Raw genomic sequence first — 16,358 nt, forward strand, 5'->3', positions numbered from 1 at the left:
GCGATTACCTCAGCTTCAGGGTGGACAGGCCGATCAGCACCAGCACCACGGTGATGATCCAGAAGCGCACGATCACCCGCGGCTCGGGCCAGCCCTTGAGTTCGAAATGGTGGTGGATCGGCGCCATGCGGAACACCCGGCGCCCGGTCAGCTTGAACGAGGCGACCTGGATCACCACCGACAGGGTTTCCATGACGAACACCCCGCCCATGATGAACAGCACCAGCTCCTGGCGGACGATCACCGCGATGGTGCCCAGCGCGGCGCCGAGGGCCAGGGCACCGACGTCGCCCATGAATACCTGGGCCGGATAGGTGTTGAACCACAGGAAGCCCAGGCCGGCACCGATCAGCGCGCCGCAGAACACGATCAGCTCGCCGGCGCCCGGCACGTAGGGAATCAGCAGGTATTCGGCGAAGCGCACGTTGCCCGCCAGGTAGCAGAAGATGCCCAGGGCGCCGCCGACCAGCACCGTCGGCAGGATTGCCAGGCCGTCGAGGCCGTCGGTGAGGTTCACCGCGTTGCTCGAGCCGACGATGACGAAGTAGGTCAGCACCACGAAGAGGATCCCCAGGGGGATCTCGATGTTCTTCAGCAGCGGCAGGAACAGGGTGGTTTCCACCGGGGTGGCAGCGGTCAGGTAGAGGAACAGCGCGGCGCCGAGACCGAACACCGACTGCCAGAAATACTTCCAGCGGCTCGGCAGGCCGCGGGAGTTCTTCTCGATCACCTTGCGGTAGTCGTCGACCCAGCCGATGGCGCCGAACAGCAGGGTCACCGCCAGCACCACCCACACGTAGCGGTTGGCGAGGTCGGCCCACAGCAGGGTGCTGATGGCGATGGAGGACAGGATCAGCGCGCCACCCATGGTCGGCGTGCCCTTCTTCGACAGGTGCGACTGCGGACCGTCGTCGCGCACCGCCTGGCCGATCTGGCGGCTGCGCAGGGTGTTGATCATCCAGGGACCCAGCCACAGCGACAGGGCCAGCGCGGTGAGCACGCCGAGGATCCCGCGCATGGTCAGGTACTGAAAGACCGCGAAGCCTTTGTGGAACTGTTGCAGATACTCGGCCAACAGCAGCAGCATTTAGTGTTCTCCAGCACTGGCACAGAACGCAGCCACGACGTTTTCCATCGCCGCGCTGCGCGAGCCTTTGATCAACAGGGTGGTTTCCGGAGACTGTTCGGCAGCCAGCACGGCAATCAGTTCAGCCTGATCGGCAAAATGTCGCGCGCCGGTACCGAACTCACTGACCGCATGGGCCATCTGCGGACCAACGGCATACAGCGCCGAGACCTTGCCACGGGCATAGGCGCCCACCTCGCGGTGACTCGCCTCGGCCCAGGCGCCCAGCTCGGCCATGTCGCCGAGCACCAGGACGGTGCGTCCGGAAAAGCCGGCCAGTATATCAATCGCCGCCTTGATTGACGCGGGATTGGCGTTGTAACTGTCGTCGATAACCCGCATTCCAGACGGCGCCAGCTGTGCCAGGGCGCGACCCTTGACCGGCTGCAGGTTTTCCAGCCCGGCACGGATCGCTGCCGGCGCCACGCCGAGGGCATGGGCAGCCGCCGCCGCGGCCAGGGCGTTGGCCACGTTGTGCTCGCCGAGCAGGTTGAGCTGGATGCGCCGCTCGCCGAACGGACCGACCAAGGTGAAGGCCGGGCAGCCGCGGGCGTCGCGGCCCAGGTCGCGGGCGGTGAAATCGGCGGGGGCGTGCAGGGCGAAGCTCAGCACGCGGCGCGCGCCGGCGCGCTGCGCCCAGCGGGCAAAGGCCGGATCGTCGCGATTGAGCACCGCCACGCCGTCGGCGTCCAGCCCCTCGAGAATCTCGCCCTTGGCCTCGACGATCTTTTCCGGTCCGCCGAACTCGCCGACATGCGCGGTGCCGGCGTTGGTGATGATGGTCACCTGCGGACGGGTCAGGCCGACGGTATAGGCGATCTCGCCGACATGCGAGGCGCCCAGCTCGATCACCGCGCTGCGGTGCTGCGGCGCCAGTTCGAGCAGGGTCAGCGGCGCACCGAGATCGTTGTTGAGATTGCCGCGGGTGGCCAGCACCGCCTCGCTGTCGCCGCCGTGGTCGGCACGCAGGATGCTGGCGAGCATCTCCTTGACCGTGGTCTTGCCGCTGGAACCGGTGACCGCCGCCACCCGGCCACGGAACGCGGCGCGATTCAGCGCGCCGAGCCGGCCAAGGGCCAGACGGGTGTCGGCGACCACCAGTTGCGGCAGCTCGACCTCCTCGACCTCATGCTCCACCAGCGCCGCGGCGGCACTCTTGCTGGCCACCTGCTCGAGATAGTCGTGGCCGTCGAAGCGTTCGCCGCTGAGGGCGACGAACAGCTGCCCGGGTTCGATCGAGCGACTGTCGATGCTCACGCCACTGAAGAAGGCATCGGCCCCGGCCAGTTTTCCCTTCAGTGCTCCCAGCACACTGCTCAGCATCCAGGCTTCAAGCATCCTGCACCTCGCGGGCGGCCAGCGCAGCGGCGGCCTGTTCGATATCGGAGAACGGGTGACGCACCCCGTCGATTTCCTGGTAATCCTCGTGGCCCTTGCCGGCCAGCAGGATCACGTCGTCGGCCGTGGCCGCCGCGATCAGCTGGTCAATCGCTGCGCCACGACCGGGGACGAAGTGCACCCGCTCGGGCTCGCGGAAGCCGGCGCGGATGTCGGCGATGATCTGCGCGCAGGGCTCGCTGCGCGGGTTGTCGTCGGTCACCCAGACGCCGTCGGCCAGCCCCTCGACCGCGGCGGCCATCAGCGGGCGCTTGCCGCGATCACGGTCGCCGCCGCAGCCGAACAGGCACAGCAGGCGGCCACGGGTGTGCGGGCGCAGCGCCTCGAGGACCTTTTCCAGGGCATCCGGGGTGTGCGCGTAATCCACCACCACCAGCGGCTGGGCGCCGCCGCCGAGGCGCTGCATGCGCCCCTGCGGCCCCTGCAGCTGCGGCAGGACATGGAGAATCTCGTCCAGCGGATGGTTCAGACCCATCAGTGCACCGACCACCGCCAGCAGGTTGCTCAGGTTGAAGCGCCCCAGCAGCGGGCTGACCAGCAGGCCGTCGCCCTGGGCGGTCACCAGGCGGGCGCGCACGCCCGCCTCGCTGAACTCGGCTTCGGCGCAGTACAGCGTCGCCTGCGGGTCGATCAGGCTGTAGCTGATCAGCCGCGACGGCGCCTCGCGCCCAGCCAGCTGGCGACCGAACAGGTCGTCGAGATTGATTACCCGACAGCACAGGCCCGGCCAGGCAAACAGGCGCGCCTTGGTCTCGCCGTAGGTCGCCATGTCGCCGTGATAGTCGAGATGGTCGCGCGACAGGTTGGTGAACACCGCCACGTCGAAGTCCAGCCCCTCGACCCGGCCCTGGTCCAGGCCGTGGGACGACACTTCCATCGCCACCGCCTTGGCCCCAGCCTGCTTCAGGCGGGCCAGCTGGGCCTGCACCGCCAGCGGGTCGGGAGTGGTGTGGCGACCGCTCTGCAGGTTGTCGTGGAAGCCGACGCCCAGGGTGCCGATCAGACCGCAACGCTGGCCGAGCAGGTCGAGCGCCTGGGCGAGCAGTTGGCTGACGCTGGTCTTGCCGTTGGTGCCGGTAACCCCGACCAGCTCCAGGCTGCGACTGGGGTCGCCGTAGAAGCGTCCGGCAATCGCCGACAACTGAGCCGCCAGGCCCTTGACCGGCACCATCACCACCGCCTCGGACGGCGGGATAGCCACCGCGCCTTCGGCCTCGTAGGCAATCGCCGCGGCCCCCCGGGCGATGGCATCGGCGATGTAGGCCCGGCCATCGCTGTGGTGGCCGGGAATGGCCAGAAACAGGTCGCCCGGACGCAGGGCCCGGCTGTCCAGGCTCAACTCGCGAATCAGCGCGTCACGCCGCGCCTCGGGAAACATCTTGAGCAGACTCATCGGCATCAGCCGCGTCCTCCATTGCCGGACACCGTGGCGGCCTGCTGCACTTCAGGCAGCGGCGGCAGGTTGTCCGGAGCTATGTTCATCAAGCGCAGGGCGCCGGCCATCACCTTGCTGAAGACCGGGGCGGAAACCAGGCCACCGTAGTAGCCCTCGCCCCCCGGCTCGTCGATCACCACCACGGCGGCGAGGCGCGGGTTGTTGGTCGGCCCGAAGCCGGCGAACAGCGAGCGGTAGGCATTCTGCTGGTAGCCCTTGCTGCCCGCGCTGGTCTTGCGCGCGGTACCGCTCTTGCCGGCGACGTGGTAGCCGGGCACCTGGGCGCGGTGGGCGCCGCCAGGGGCCTCGACCACCTGCTGCAGCATGCCCTGCACGGTCTTGGCCACCTCCTCGGGAACCACCTGGGTGAAGCTCGCCGCCTGATCGACCCGCGCCAGACTCAGCGGCACCATGCGGCCATTGTTGGCGATGGTGGCATAGGCATGCACCAGCTGGATCGCGGTCACCGACAGGCCGTAGCCATAGGAGAGGGTCGCGGTTTCCGCCTGGGGCCACTTGCGGTGGTTGGGCAGATTGCCGACCTGCTCGCCGGGGAAGCCGAGGCCGGTGTCCTGACCGAGGCCGACCTGCTGCATGACGCGATAGATCGACTCGCCGCCGATATCGAAGGCGATCTTGCTGATGCCCACGTTGCTGGAGCGGATCAGGATGCCGGCCAGGTCGAGCACCGGGCCGCCGCCGCGGGACACGTCGCGAATGGTGAAGCGGCCGATGCGCAGGCTGTGCGGGTAGACCTCGACGGTATCGGTGGGCTGCCAGCGCCCACTCTGCAGCGCCGCCAGCATCGAGATCGGCTTCACCGTCGAGCCCGGCTCGAACACGTCGATCATCGCCCGGTTGCGCATCGCCTGCGGCTGCAGGGTGCGCTTGTTGTTGGGGTTGTAGGTCGGGTGGTTGACCATCGCCAGCACCTCGCCGGTCTGCACGTCGAGGATGACCAGACTGCCAGCCTTGGCCTTGTTCTCCACCAACGCGTTGCGCAGCTCGCGGTGCGCCAGGTACTGCAGGCGCAGGTCGATGGACAGCGCCAGCTCGCGGCCCGGCTTGGCGTTGCGTGCCACGCCGACGTCCTTGATCAGTCGCCCGCGGCGGTCTTTGAGTACCTCGCGCTGCCCCGGCACACCCGCCAGCCACTGCTCGAAGGCCAGCTCGACCCCTTCGCGACCGCGGTCGTCGATGTCGGTGAAGCCAACCATATGGGCGGTGACCTCACCGGCCGGGTAGAAACGGCGAAACTCCTCGAGGCTGTAGACCCCGGGAATCTTGTGGGCGAGCACCGCCTCGCCCTGCTCGGGGGTCAGCCCGCGCGCCAGGTAGAGGAACTCGCGCCCGGCATTCTGCTGCAGACGCCGACTCAGCACCTCGACATCCTGCCCCAGTGCAGCCGCCAACGCCGGCCACTGCTCGCGCTTGCGCATCAGTTCCTTGGGATTGCCCCACAGAGTGATCACCGGAGTACTGACTGCCAGCGGCTCGCCATTGCGATCGGTGATCAGCCCGCGATGCGCCGGGATCGGGATGTGCCGCACGCTGCGCGCATCGCCGTGGGCCTTGAGGAAGTCGTGGTCGAACACGTGCAGGTCGACGATGCGCCAGGCGATCACCCCGACCATACCCAGCAGGACCGCGATCACCAGGCGGAAGCGCCAGGGGTAGAGGGCGCCATCGAGGCTGATCATGGCGCCACCATCCGTACTTCGCCCGGCTCGGGGATGCGCATCTGCAGCTGCTCGCTGGCCAGCGTCTCGATGCGACTGTGGGCCGTCCAGGTGCTCTGTTCGAGGATCAGCCGGCCCCACTCGGCCTGTGCCTTGTCGCGCACGCTGAGTTCGGCGTACAGCTGATTGAGCAGCTGACGGTTCCAGTGCGCGCTCCACGCCACGGCCACGGCCGAGGCCAGCACGATGCCGAACAGCACCAGCATCAGCAGACTGCCGCTGGGCATGCTGTCGCTGGTGCGCGGGATCATCGCAGCTTCTCCGCCACGCGCATGACCGCGCTGCGCGAGCGCGGATTGACCTTGAGTTCGGCCGCCGAGGCGTACTGCGGCTTGCCCAGCAGCTTGAGGCGCGGATCGAACTTCGCCACCTGCACCGGCAGGTCGCGCGGCAGGTTGTCGGTCTCGCCCTTGACCTGACGGCGCATGAACTGCTTGACGATGCGGTCCTCCAGCGAGTGGAAGCTGATCACCACCAGGCGGCCGCCGACCGCGAGCGCCTCGAGCGCCGCCTCGAGGCCGCGCTCGAGATCGCCCAGCTCGTTGTTGATATGAATGCGCAGGCCCTGGAAGGCGCGGGTCGCCGGATTCTTGCCCTTCTCCCAGGCCGGATTGGCCACGGTGATCACTTCGGCCAGATCGGCGGTGCGGGTGAACGGGCGCTCGGCGCGGCGCTGCACGATGGCCCGCGCCATGCGCCGGGAAAAGCGCTCCTCGCCGTACTCGTAGAACACCCGGGCGATTTCCTCCTCGCTGGCGGTGGCGATCCACTCGGCCGCGCTGACCCCGGCATCCGGGTTCATGCGCATGTCCAGCGGACCGTCGTTCATGAAGCTGAAGCCACGCTCGGGATCGTCCAGTTGCGGCGAGGACACGCCGAGGTCGAGCAGGACCCCATCGACCTTGCCCTGCAGGCCGCGGGCCGCCACTTCATCGCCGAGCTCGGCGAAGCTGCGCTGGACGATCTGGAAGCGACTGTCCTCGGCGGCCAGCTCGAGACCGGTGGCGATCGCCAGCGGGTCCTTGTCGAAGCCCAGCAGGCGTCCGCCCGGACCGAGTTGACGCAGCACTTCGCGGCTGTGGCCGCCGCGCCCGAAGGTGCCATCCAGGTAACAGCCCTCCGCGCGCACGGCAAGCGCCTCTACGGCTTCGTGGAGCAGGACGGTTACATGGCTGAAAGTGGCTGCATTCATATCAAAGAGTCAGGTTGAGTAATTCGTCCGGCAGACCGCCGGGGCTCTTGATGGCCTGGAGATCCTCCGCGCAGCGCGCATCCCAGGCTTGCTCGTCCCACAACTGGAACTTGTTGAGTTGGCCGACCAGTACCGCGCGCTTATCCAGCCCCGCGTACTCACGCAGCCGCGGTGGCACCAGAAAGCGCCCCGCCGCATCCAACTCCAGATCCACCGCATTGCCGATCAGCAGGCGCTGCAAACGGCGGTTCTCTTCGCGCAGCGACGGCAACTCGCGCAGCTTGGTCTCGATCAATTCCCATTCGGTCAGGGGATAAACGCTCAGGCAGGGATCGACGGCATCGATAGTCACGATGAGCTGGCCAGCACAGCGCGCCATGAACTCGTCGCGATACCGGCTCGGCATCGTCAGACGACCCTTGGCGTCAAGACTTATGGCATTGGCTCCGCGAAACACGACGGCAACTCCCCCAGTGGACAGCCTTATATAGCTGATAAATCCACTTTCACCCACTTTCCCCCACCCTCACACACTATAGGAACCCCCCCTTGACCCAGTCAAGGCGGGCCCCACAGGAAAAACCCTTACTGGACCGCAACTTAGAGAGGAGGCCGACAGACGGAAATTGAGGGACAGTGAATCCGAGGGATAAAGTCAATTAGCAGCAAGGGGCCACGCCCCGAACTTAAAGTTCTTCATGAAGGGCAATAGCATTTTGGAATTAAAAAGGGCGGGCAACAGCGACAATAGCGGAGGGATAAAAAGGAGGAGAGCCGGCCTGTAAGCCGGGTTTTGTCGAGGACAGTCATTCCTCTAGGACCGCCATCACTGACGGCCTCAAGCAACCTACCCGGATCCAGCGCGGGCCACGCCAATGGATCCCTATTTGGTCTTGCTCCGAGTGGGGTTTACCTAGCCACGAACTGTTGCCAGTCGTGCGGTGCGCTCTTACCGCACCTTTTCACCCTTACCGGCGCTTGCGCGCTTAGGCGGTTATTTTCTGTGGCACTTTCCGTAGGCTCGCGCCTCCCAGGCGTTACCTGGCACTCTGCCCTATGGAGCCCGGACTTTCCTCCCCCCTGCAAGCAGGGCGGCGACTGTCCAGCCGACTCTCCGGCGCGCAGGGTACTCACTGCGCGCGCGGATAACAAGCTCAATCCGCGGCCTTCTGTCGCTCCAGCGCCTGCTGGTAGAGCAGGTTCTTGCGCACCCCGGTGATTTTCGCGGCCAGCGCCGCCGCCCGCTTGAGCGGCAGTTCGGCCAGCAGCAGGTCGAGCACCCGCAGCGCCTCGGCGCTCAGCGCGTCCTCGCCCTCCGGCGCCTGCCAGCCCTCGACCAGCAGCACGCACTCGCCACGCTGCTGGTTGCTGTCGGCCGCCACCCAGTCATGCAGCTCGCCGAGCGGCGCTCCCTTGATGGTCTCGAAGGTCTTGGTCAGCTCGCGCCCCAGCACCGCCGGGCGCTCGACGCCAAACAGCTCGCGCAGGTCGGCCAGGCATTCGAGCAGGCGGTGCGGCGCTTCGTAGAAGATCAGCGTGCGCGGCTCCTCCACCACGGCCTGCAGGCGTTGCCGGCGCGCGGTGCTGCGCGCCGGCAGGAAACCCTCGAAGACGAAGCGGTCGGACGGCAGACCGGAGGCCGACAGGGCCGCGATCAGCGCACAGGCACCGGGCACCGGCACCACGCGCACGCCGGCGGCGCGCGCATTGCGCACCAGGTGATAGCCGGGATCGGAAATCAGCGGTGTGCCGGCGTCCGACACCAGGGCCAGGTCGTCACCGCCCAGCAGGCGCTGGACCAGCCGCGAGCCTTCCTCGCGCTCATTGTGCTCGTGGCAGGCGGTCAGCGGCGTATTGATACCGAAGTGCTGCAGCAGACGGGCGCTGTGGCGGGTGTCCTCGGCGGCGATCAGCTTCACCTCGCGCAGCACGCGCAGCGCCCGCGCACTGATGTCCTCGAGATTGCCGATCGGCGTGGCCACGACATAAAGGGTACCCGGAGCGTTCACATCGCCATCCCGTTGCCAGACAAAGTGCGGCATTGTAGCGGGTTTCGCCGCGGCAAGATCGCACCCGCTTCGGGGCTTGGGTACAATTGCCCCCTTTCAAGCCTGCGAATCGGAATCTCCCCCATGATCGCCAGACTGCGCCCCCTTCCCGTCCTCTGCCTGGCCGCCCTGCTGAGCGCCTGTGCCGGCAAGCAAACCGCCGGCCTCGGCGAACTGCCGGGCCAGCCCCAGGGCAGCACTGCGCAGCTGCTGCAACAGGCCGCGCAAGGCAAGCCGGAACAGGCCATCCTGCTGCGCCTGGCTGCCGCCGACCAGGCGCTGGCCCAGCGCGACCTGGCCCAGAGCCAGCAGATCCTCGACCTGCTGAATATCGACGAACTGAAACCAGCCCAGCAGATCTTCGCCAGCACCCTGCAGGCCGAACTGGCCTTGGCGCGCAACAAGCCCAAGGCCGCCCTGCAGGCCCTACAGCACCCGAGCTTCGCCCGCCTCGGCGAGCTGCCGCTCAGCCAGCAGACCCGCAGCCAGCTGGCTCGCGCCAACGCCCTGCAGGCCGACCAGCAGCCGCTGGCCGCCGCCCGCGAGCGCGTGTTCATCGCCCCGCTGCTGGAGGGCCAGGCCGCCGCCGGCAACCACGAAGCGATCTGGGCCCTGGTATCCGGCCTTTCCAGCACCCAGCTGGGCAGCGCCGAGCCAACCGGCGACGACCTCGCCGGCTGGCTCGAGCTGGCCGCCCTCGCCCGCAGTAATGCCACGCCAGCCCAGCAGGTCACGCGCATCGGCGAGTGGCAGGCCCAGCATCCGCAACACCCGGCGGCCCGCCAGCTGCCGCAGGCCCTGGTCGCCCTGCAGGAAATCGCCGCCCGCCCGCTGACCCGCATCGCCCTGCTGCTGCCGAGCCAGGGCCCTCTCGCCGGTCCGGCGCAGGCGCTGCGCGACGGCTTCCTGGCGGCGCACTACCAGAGCGGCAGCGAAGTGCACATCAGCCTGCACGACAGCAGCAACCTGACCAACCTGAACGACTTCTACCGCCAGGCGCAGGCCGCCGGCGTGCAACTGGTGGTCGGCCCGCTGGAAAAGCCGCTGGTCGGCCAGCTCAGCCAGCAGGAGCAACTGCCGATCCCCACCCTGGCCCTCAACTACAACGAGAGCGGCGCCGAAGGTCCGGCACAGCTGTTCCAGTTCGGCCTCGCCGCCGAGGACGAGGCCCGCGCCGTCGCCGCGCGCGCCTGGCAGGACGGTCAGCGCCGCGCCGTGGCCATGGTGCCGAGTGGCGCCTGGGGCAACCGCGTGCTGGCCGCCTTCCGCCAGGACTGGGAAGCCCGCGGCGGCAGCCTGATCGCCGCCGAACACGTCGACCAGCCGGTGCGCCTGGCCCAGCAGATCGCCGACCTGCTCCAGCTGCGCGCCAGTGAGGCGCGCGCCAAGCGTCTGAGCGAGACCCTGGGCAGTCCCGTCGAGGCCCAGCCGGCGCGCCGCCAGGATGTCGATTTCGTGTTCCTGGCCGCCACCCCGGCGCAGGCCCGGCAGATCAAGCCGACCCTGGCCTTCCAGTACGCCGGCGACCTGCCGGTGTATGCCACCTCGCACCTGTTCAGCGGCAGCAACGACCCCAGCGAGAACCTCGACCTCGACGGCATCCGCTTCTGCGAAACCCCCTGGCTGCTCGGCGAGCCTGACCCGCTGCGCGAACAGGTCGTTGGCCAGTGGCCAGCGGCGGCTGGCAGCCTGGGCCGCCTGTACGCCATGGGCGCCGACGCCTACCGCCTGGCCCCGCGCCTGGGCCAGCTGCAGACCCTGCCGAGCTCGCGCCTCGACGGGCTGTCCGGCAGCCTGAGCCTGGCTCCCGGCCAGCGCATCGTGCGCAGCCTGCCGTGGGCGGAGTACCGCAACGGCCAGGTCTATCGTCTGGAAACCGCCACGCAGTGAGCGACACTCCACGCCAGGCCATTGGCCAGGCCGCCGAAGGCTGGGCGCTGACCCATCTGGAGGAGCACGGCCTGCGCCTGCTGGCGCGCAACTGGCGCTGCCGCCTCGGCGAGCTGGATCTGGTCATGCTCGACGGCGATACCGTAGTATTCGTTGAAGTGCGTTATCGACGCCATAACGCCTGGGGCGGCGCCGAAGCCAGCGTCGACGCGCGCAAGCGTGCCCGCGTCAGCGCCGCTGCCCAGGTTTTCCTGCAACAGCAACCGCGCTGGGCCCGCCGCCCCTGCCGGTTCGATGTAGTCGCGCTCGGCCCCGCCGAACGTGACTCGCCCCCGCGGCTGAACTGGATCCGCAGCGCGTTCGACGCCTGAACAGCCGCCCAACCGAAGGTCACCATGGACATGCAATCCCGTATTCGCCAGCTTTTCCAGGACAGCATCGAAACCAAACGCCAGGCCATGGAAGTGCTCATTCCGCATATCGAGCAGGCCAGCCAGGTGATGGTCAATGCCCTGCTCAGCGAGGGCAAGATCCTTTCCTGTGGCAACGGCGGCTCGGCCGGCGATGCCCAGCACTTCTCCTCGGAACTGCTCAATCGCTTCGAGCGCGAGCGGCCGAGCCTGCCGGCCGTGGCTCTGACCACCGACAGCTCGACCATCACCTCGATCGCCAACGACTACAGCTACAACGAGATCTTCTCCAAGCAGATCCGTGCCCTCGGCCAGCCCGGTGACGTGCTGCTGGCGATCTCCACCAGCGGCAACTCCGGCAACGTGATCCAGGCCATCCAGGCCGCCCACGACCGCGAAATGACCGTGGTCGCCCTGACCGGCCGCGACGGCGGTGGCATGGCCTCGCTGCTGCTGCCCGAGGATGTCGAGATCCGCGTGCCGGCGCGCGTCACCGCGCGCATCCAGGAGGTCCACCTGCTGGCTATCCACTGCCTGTGCGACCTGATCGACCGTCAACTGTTCGGGAGTGAAGAATGAAACGATCCCCCCTGCTTCTCGCCACCCTCGCCCTGAGCCTGCTGCTGGCCGGCTGCGGCGCCCGCAGCATCGGCAACAAGATCGACGACCAGTTCATCCCTGGCCGGGTCGCCAGCGAGATCCGCGCCAGCCATGCCGATCTCAACGACACCACCTCGCACATCGTGGTGACCAGCTACAACGGCGTGGTCCTGCTCGCCGGCCAGACCCCGCGCGCCGACCTCAAGGCCCTCGCCGAACAGGCCGCCCGCCGCGCCCAGGGCGTCAAGCTGGTGCACAACCACCTGCAGGTGCTGCAGCCTTCCTCGCCGCTGGCGCGTAGCACCGACGTTGCGCTGACCACGCAGATCAAGACCGCCATGCTCGCCGACAACACCGTGCCCAGCACCAAGATCAAGGTGGTCACCGAGAACGGTATGGTTTACCTGCTCGGCGTGGTCACCCGCGCCGAAGCCAACCGCGCCACCGCCGTGGTCCAGGGCGTCGGTGGCGTCCAGGGCATCGTGCGCCTGTTCGAGTACGTCGACTGACGCCAGCCGGCAACACACGCAGAACCCAGGCACAAAAAAGGCGATCCGCAGATCGCCTTTTTTGTTTTGTGCCTGCCGGCAGCCTACTTGACCACCTTCAGGCTGGGCCGGCCGCTCGGACGCGGCGGCTCGTCGTCACCGGACGGGCCATTGCCCTCCTCGCCCTCTTCCGCCCCCTCCAGCACGAAGGACATGCCCTCGCCATTCTCGCGGGCGTAGATGGCCTGCACCGCAGCCACCGGGATATACAGGCTCTGCGCCACCCCGCCGAAGCGGCCTTCGAAGGTCAGCACCTCGTTGCCCATCTCCAGATAGCGCACCGCACTGGGCGACACGTTGAGCACGATCTGCCCGTCCTTGGCGTAGCCGGCCGGCACCCGGGCGCCTGGATATTCGGCAGCCACCAGCAGATGCGGGGTGCAGTTGTTGTCGACGATCCACTCGTAGAGGGCTCGCAGCAGGTAGGGACGACTCGAATTCATCATCTGACTCCTCAGCGCATCGCGCGCTCGGTGGTGGTCAGGCTGGCCTGGAAGGCGGGGCGGGCGAACAGCCGCTCCATGTAGTCCAGCAGTGGTTTGGCCTGGCGCGGCAACTCGATGCCGAGCTGCGGCAGACGCCAGAGAATCGGCAGCAGGCAGCAGTCGACCATGCTGAACTCCTCGCTGAGGAAGAACGGCTTGTCGGCGAACAGCGCCGCCACGCCGACCAGACTCTCGCGCAGCTCCTTGCGCGCCTGCACGCGAACACTCTCCACAGTGCGTGCATCCAGCACCTGATCGACCCGCGTACACCAGTCGCGCTGGATGCGATGCATCAGCAGACGACTGTTGGCCCTCGCCACCGGATAGACCGGCAACAACGGCGGATGCGGATAGCGTTCGTCCAGATATTCCATCACTACGCCCGGCTCGTACAGCGCCAGGTCGCGATCCACCAGGGTCGGCAGACTGGTGTAGGGGTTCACCTCGGCCAACTGCGCGGGACACTGCCCCGGCAGAACCTCGATGATTTCGGCATTCACACCCTTCTCGGCGAGCACGATGCGCACCCGGTGCGAGTAGTGATCGGCGGGATCGGAATAACAGGCCAGGCGATTGATCGCAGCCATCGGCTCTCCCTCCAGTCAGGACATTTTCATAGGGCAGAAACACATGCGCGCCCCGGAGGGCGCGCATGCGTGGAGGCTGGAGCGACGTATCAGTGCACGTCTTTCCAGTACTCGCGCTTCAGCAGGTAGGCGAACACGAAGAAGAACGCCAGGAACAGCAGCACGTAGGTACCGATGCGCTGGCTCTCCAGCTTCACCGGGTTGGCCGAGTAGGCCAGGAAGCTGACGAGATTCTTGATCTTCTCGTCGAACTCCGCCTCGCTCAGTTCACCGGTCTTCGGCACGATGGTCAGCTGGTCGCAGGCCTCCTCGGTCACCGGGGTGCCGGTCAACGGATCGAAGACCTTCTTGCCATCCTCGACCATCTGCACCTGCTTGCAGCCGATGACCTGACGGCCCTGCAGGCTGCTCAGCACGTTGGGCATGCCGACGTTCGGGAACACCTTGTTGTTCACACCGTACGGACGCGTCGGATCTTCATAGAAGGTGCGCAGGTAGGTGTACAGCCAGTCCTCGCCACGCACGCGGGCCACCAGGGTCAGATCCGGCGGCGCAGCGCCGAACCATACCTTGGCGTCGCTCGCCTGCATACCGGTCTTCATGTGGTCGCCGATCTTGGCGCCGGTGAACACCAGGTTCTCCAGCATCACGTCTTCGGGAATGCCCAGGTCGGTGGCGACACGCTCGTAGCGCTGGTATTCGGCGCCATGGCAACCCATGCAGTAGTTGGCGAAGGTACGCGCGCCATCCTGCAGGGCAGCCTTGTCACGTAGGTCGACGTCGACCTTGTCCAGCGGATACTCCAGACCGCCAGCGGCAAACGAAAAGGTCGGCAGCAGCGCGAAAATCAGTGCAGCAAATTGCTTTTTCATCAGCCAGTCACCCTTTCCGGAACCGGTTTGGTCTTTTCCATCCGGGTGTAGAACGGCATCAGGATGAAGAAGGCGAAGTACAGAACAGTGCACACCTGGGACAGCAGGGTACGACCCGGAGTCGGCGCCAGCACACCCAGCACGCCGAGGATCACGAAGGATACGCAGAACACCAGCAGCCAGATCTTGCTCAGCCAGCCCTTGTAGCGCATCGAACGCACCGGGCTACGATCCAGCCACGGCAGGACGAACAGCACGGCAATCGCACCACCCATGGCGATGACGCCGAGCAGCTTGTCCGGAACGGCACGCAGGATCGCGTAGAACGGGGTGAAGTACCACACCGGAGCGATGTGTGCCGGGGTCTTGAACGGGTTGGCCGTTTCGAAGTTCGGCTTCTCGAGGAAATAGCCGCCCATCTCCGGGAAGAAGAAGATCACGGTGCAGAACACGAACAGGAACACCACCACGCCGACGATGTCCTTGACGGTGTAGTAGGGGTGGAACGGGATGCCGTCCAGCGGAATGCCGTTCTCGTCCTTCTTCTTCTTGATGTCCACGCCATCGGGGTTGTTCGAACCCACTTCGTGCAGCGCCAGGATGTGCAGGACAACCAGGCCCAGGATCACGATCGGCAGGGCGATCACGTGCAGGGCGAAGAAGCGGTTCAGGGTGATCCCGGAGATCAGGTAGTCACCACGGATCCACTGGGTCAGATCGGCACCGATCACCGGGATCGCACCGAACAGCGAGATGATCACCTGGGCGCCCCAGTAGGACATCTGGCCCCACGGCAGCAGGTAGCCCATGAAGGCTTCGGCCATCAGCGCCAGGTAGATCAGCATGCCGAAGATCCACACCAGCTCGCGCGGCTTCTGGTAGGAGCCGTACAGCAGGCCGCGGAACATGTGCAGGTACACCACCACGAAGAACGCCGAGGCGCCGGTGGAGTGCATGTAGCGCAGGATCCAGCCGTACTCCACATCACGCATGATGTATTCGACGGAGGCGAAGGCGCCTTCGGCGGACGGCTCGAAGCTCATGGTCAGCCAGATACCGGTGAGGATCTGGTTGACCAGCACCAGCAGTGCCAGGGAGCCGAAGAAGTACCAGAAGTTGAAGTTCTTCGGGGCGTAGTACTTGGACAGATGGTCTTCCCACATCTTGGTCGCGGGGAAGCGCGCATCGACCCATTCCATGAATTTGCTCATCAGGCTTTCTCCTGATCCACACCGACGATGATCACATCATCGGACTCGTAGGTGTGTGGGGGGACCGGCAGGTTCAAGGGCGCGGGTTGCGCCTTGTACACGCGGCCAGCCAGGTCGTAGCGGGAGCCGTGGCAGGGGCAGAAGTAGCCACCCACCCACTCGGCCCCCAGGTCCGCCGGAGCGACTTCGGGACGGAAGGACGGCGCGCAGCCCAGGTGGGTGCACAGGCCTTCGACGATCAGCAGCTCAGGCTTGATCGAGCGAACCTTGGGGTCCACATAGGTCGGTTGCTCGGAAGCCTTGGACTCCGGATCCGCCACCGCACCCTCGAGCTTGACCAGGTTGGCCAGGATCTCCTCGGTGCGACGCACGATGAACACCGGCTTGCCGCGCCATTCAGCAACGATCTGCTGACCTGGTTCGATCTTGCCCACGTTCACCTTCACCGGAGCACCGGCTGCCTTGGCCTTGGCACTGGGGAACCATGACCCCACGAACGGGACCGCAGCTCCGACAGCTCCAGCCGCCCCCACCACCGAAGTGGCGGCGACGAGGAACCGACGTCGGCCCACATTCACGCCGTCATTACTCATTCAGTCGTCTCCCATCAGCTTTCTGTGACCTGCCCGGGCAGGCACTCTAGTTAAAACCAGCTGCGCAAAAAATCCGCCAGATGGTAATGAAAAGCCCCTTTTCTGACAAGGCAATAACTGGCAACAAATGCCGGCAAGCCCTTGAAACACAAGCCCTTCGCGACTGCGGCAGACTGTCGCAGACAAATCCGGCGCATAAAAAAACGCCCAGATCCCTACGGAAC

17 protein-coding genes and 1 other RNA gene are annotated in these 16,358 nt (G+C 66.5%); 4 read left to right on the forward strand and 14 right to left on the reverse strand.

Annotation, left to right across the window (positions count from 1 at the left end):
• Positions 1-4: 4 nt before the first annotated feature.
• The 9 genes from mraY to rsmI all read right to left on the reverse strand — a co-directional run bounded on the left by mraY (position 5) and on the right by rsmI (position 8,899).
• Entirely contained in the window at positions 5-1,087 is a 1,083-nt protein-coding gene (gene mraY, locus BM297_RS00585) for a phospho-N-acetylmuramoyl-pentapeptide-transferase (protein ID WP_092427230.1), read from the reverse strand.
• Complete coding sequence (locus BM297_RS00590; protein WP_092427233.1) at positions 1,088-2,464, reverse strand: UDP-N-acetylmuramoyl-tripeptide--D-alanyl-D-alanine ligase; 1,377 nt, start codon at positions 2,462-2,464, stop codon at positions 1,088-1,090.
• Positions 2,457-3,923 carry a UDP-N-acetylmuramoyl-L-alanyl-D-glutamate--2,6-diaminopimelate ligase gene (locus BM297_RS00595; protein WP_092427236.1) on the reverse strand — a complete coding sequence of 489 codons (1,467 nt, stop codon included), beginning with the start codon at positions 3,921-3,923 and terminating at the stop codon, positions 2,457-2,459. Before BM297_RS00595 ends, BM297_RS00590 begins: the two co-directional genes overlap by 8 nt.
• Complete coding sequence (locus BM297_RS00600) at positions 3,923-5,659, reverse strand: peptidoglycan D,D-transpeptidase FtsI family protein (protein ID WP_092427240.1); 1,737 nt, start codon at positions 5,657-5,659, stop codon at positions 3,923-3,925. The genes BM297_RS00595 and BM297_RS00600 overlap by 1 nt, the downstream gene beginning before the upstream one ends.
• A complete protein-coding gene (ftsL, locus tag BM297_RS00605; RefSeq protein ID WP_092427243.1) occupies positions 5,656-5,949 on the reverse strand; it encodes a cell division protein FtsL in 294 nt (97 codons plus the stop codon). The genes BM297_RS00600 and ftsL overlap by 4 nt, the downstream gene beginning before the upstream one ends.
• Positions 5,946-6,890 (reverse strand): 16S rRNA (cytosine(1402)-N(4))-methyltransferase RsmH, encoded by a 945-nt coding sequence (gene rsmH / locus BM297_RS00610; RefSeq protein ID WP_092427246.1) that lies wholly within the window; start codon positions 6,888-6,890, stop codon positions 5,946-5,948. Before rsmH ends, ftsL begins: the two co-directional genes overlap by 4 nt.
• Before the next feature lies 1 nt (position 6,891).
• Positions 6,892-7,347, reverse strand: coding sequence for a division/cell wall cluster transcriptional repressor MraZ (gene mraZ / locus BM297_RS00615; RefSeq protein WP_092427249.1), 456 nt, complete (start codon positions 7,345-7,347; stop codon positions 6,892-6,894).
• A 309-nt stretch (positions 7,348-7,656) separates the two neighbouring features.
• An RNA gene (gene rnpB / locus BM297_RS00620) (RNase P RNA component class A) lies at positions 7,657-8,004 on the reverse strand.
• 40 nt (positions 8,005-8,044) lie between these two features.
• Entirely contained in the window at positions 8,045-8,899 is an 855-nt protein-coding gene (gene rsmI / locus BM297_RS00625) for a 16S rRNA (cytidine(1402)-2'-O)-methyltransferase (RefSeq protein WP_245768174.1), read from the reverse strand.
• A gap of 123 nt (positions 8,900-9,022) precedes the next feature.
• Between rsmI and BM297_RS00630 the strand changes: the two genes are divergently transcribed.
• From BM297_RS00630 to BM297_RS00645, 4 genes are read left to right on the forward strand one after another with little or no spacing between them, the layout of a single operon-like run.
• Positions 9,023-10,828, forward strand: coding sequence for a penicillin-binding protein activator (locus BM297_RS00630; protein ID WP_092427256.1), 1,806 nt, complete (start codon positions 9,023-9,025; stop codon positions 10,826-10,828).
• The gene (locus BM297_RS00635) at positions 10,825-11,199 is read left to right on the forward strand and encodes a YraN family protein (protein WP_092427259.1); all 375 of its coding nucleotides are present in this window, start codon (positions 10,825-10,827) and stop codon (positions 11,197-11,199) included. Before BM297_RS00630 ends, BM297_RS00635 begins: the two co-directional genes overlap by 4 nt.
• A 24-nt stretch (positions 11,200-11,223) precedes the next feature.
• On the forward strand, positions 11,224-11,817 hold the full coding sequence (locus BM297_RS00640; RefSeq protein ID WP_090305933.1) for a phosphoheptose isomerase: 594 nt from the start codon (positions 11,224-11,226) through the stop codon (positions 11,815-11,817).
• Positions 11,814-12,347, forward strand: a complete 534-nt coding sequence (locus tag BM297_RS00645) for a BON domain-containing protein (RefSeq protein ID WP_092427262.1) — start codon at positions 11,814-11,816, stop codon at positions 12,345-12,347. Before BM297_RS00640 ends, BM297_RS00645 begins: the two co-directional genes overlap by 4 nt.
• A gap of 83 nt (positions 12,348-12,430) precedes the next feature.
• Here BM297_RS00645 and BM297_RS00650 read toward each other — a convergent pair whose 3' ends face one another.
• The 5 genes from BM297_RS00650 to petA form a co-directional block, all read right to left on the reverse strand.
• Positions 12,431-12,829 (reverse strand): ClpXP protease specificity-enhancing factor, encoded by a 399-nt coding sequence (locus tag BM297_RS00650; protein WP_092427265.1) that lies wholly within the window; start codon positions 12,827-12,829, stop codon positions 12,431-12,433.
• Between the two features lie 11 nt (positions 12,830-12,840).
• On the reverse strand, positions 12,841-13,458 hold the full coding sequence (locus tag BM297_RS00655; protein WP_092427268.1) for a glutathione S-transferase N-terminal domain-containing protein: 618 nt from the start codon (positions 13,456-13,458) through the stop codon (positions 12,841-12,843).
• Positions 13,459-13,547: 89 nt separating this feature from the next.
• Positions 13,548-14,330: a cytochrome c1 gene (locus BM297_RS00660; protein WP_092427271.1), complete on the reverse strand. Its 783-nt coding sequence runs from the start codon at positions 14,328-14,330 to the stop codon at positions 13,548-13,550.
• Positions 14,330-15,541, reverse strand: coding sequence for a cytochrome b (locus BM297_RS00665; protein WP_092427274.1), 1,212 nt, complete (start codon positions 15,539-15,541; stop codon positions 14,330-14,332). The genes BM297_RS00660 and BM297_RS00665 overlap by 1 nt, the downstream gene beginning before the upstream one ends.
• Positions 15,541-16,134, reverse strand: coding sequence for a ubiquinol-cytochrome c reductase iron-sulfur subunit (gene petA, locus BM297_RS00670; RefSeq protein ID WP_092427277.1), 594 nt, complete (start codon positions 16,132-16,134; stop codon positions 15,541-15,543). The genes BM297_RS00665 and petA overlap by 1 nt, the downstream gene beginning before the upstream one ends.
• Positions 16,135-16,358: the final 224 nt, after the last annotated feature.

Origin of the sequence: Geopseudomonas sagittaria (assembly GCF_900115715.1) — a bacterium.
In the GTDB taxonomy this organism is placed as follows: domain Bacteria; phylum Pseudomonadota; class Gammaproteobacteria; order Pseudomonadales; family Pseudomonadaceae; genus Geopseudomonas; species Geopseudomonas sagittaria.

What these genes read in the sequence shown, in the direction of transcription:
- mraY (WP_092427230.1), bottom strand. Translation starts at nt 1,087, where the DNA reads ATGCTGCTGCTGTTGGCCGAGTATCTGCAACAGTTCCACAAAGGCTTC.
- BM297_RS00590 (WP_092427233.1), bottom strand. Translation starts at nt 2,464, where the DNA reads ATGCTTGAAGCCTGGATGCTGAGCAGTGTGCTGGGAGCACTGAAGGGA.
- BM297_RS00595 (WP_092427236.1), bottom strand. Translation starts at nt 3,923, where the DNA reads ATGCCGATGAGTCTGCTCAAGATGTTTCCCGAGGCGCGGCGTGACGCG.
- BM297_RS00600 (WP_092427240.1), bottom strand. Translation starts at nt 5,659, where the DNA reads ATGATCAGCCTCGATGGCGCCCTCTACCCCTGGCGCTTCCGCCTGGTG.
- ftsL (WP_092427243.1), bottom strand. Translation starts at nt 5,949, where the DNA reads ATGATCCCGCGCACCAGCGACAGCATGCCCAGCGGCAGTCTGCTGATG.
- rsmH (WP_092427246.1), bottom strand. Translation starts at nt 6,890, where the DNA reads ATGAATGCAGCCACTTTCAGCCATGTAACCGTCCTGCTCCACGAAGCC.
- BM297_RS00630 (WP_092427256.1), top strand. Translation starts at nt 9,023, where the DNA reads ATGATCGCCAGACTGCGCCCCCTTCCCGTCCTCTGCCTGGCCGCCCTG.
- BM297_RS00640 (WP_090305933.1), top strand. Translation starts at nt 11,224, where the DNA reads ATGGACATGCAATCCCGTATTCGCCAGCTTTTCCAGGACAGCATCGAA.
- BM297_RS00645 (WP_092427262.1), top strand. Translation starts at nt 11,814, where the DNA reads ATGAAACGATCCCCCCTGCTTCTCGCCACCCTCGCCCTGAGCCTGCTG.
- BM297_RS00650 (WP_092427265.1), bottom strand. Translation starts at nt 12,829, where the DNA reads ATGAATTCGAGTCGTCCCTACCTGCTGCGAGCCCTCTACGAGTGGATC.
- BM297_RS00655 (WP_092427268.1), bottom strand. Translation starts at nt 13,458, where the DNA reads ATGGCTGCGATCAATCGCCTGGCCTGTTATTCCGATCCCGCCGATCAC.
- BM297_RS00660 (WP_092427271.1), bottom strand. Translation starts at nt 14,330, where the DNA reads ATGAAAAAGCAATTTGCTGCACTGATTTTCGCGCTGCTGCCGACCTTT.
- BM297_RS00665 (WP_092427274.1), bottom strand. Translation starts at nt 15,541, where the DNA reads ATGAGCAAATTCATGGAATGGGTCGATGCGCGCTTCCCCGCGACCAAG.
- petA (WP_092427277.1), bottom strand. Translation starts at nt 16,134, where the DNA reads ATGAGTAATGACGGCGTGAATGTGGGCCGACGTCGGTTCCTCGTCGCC.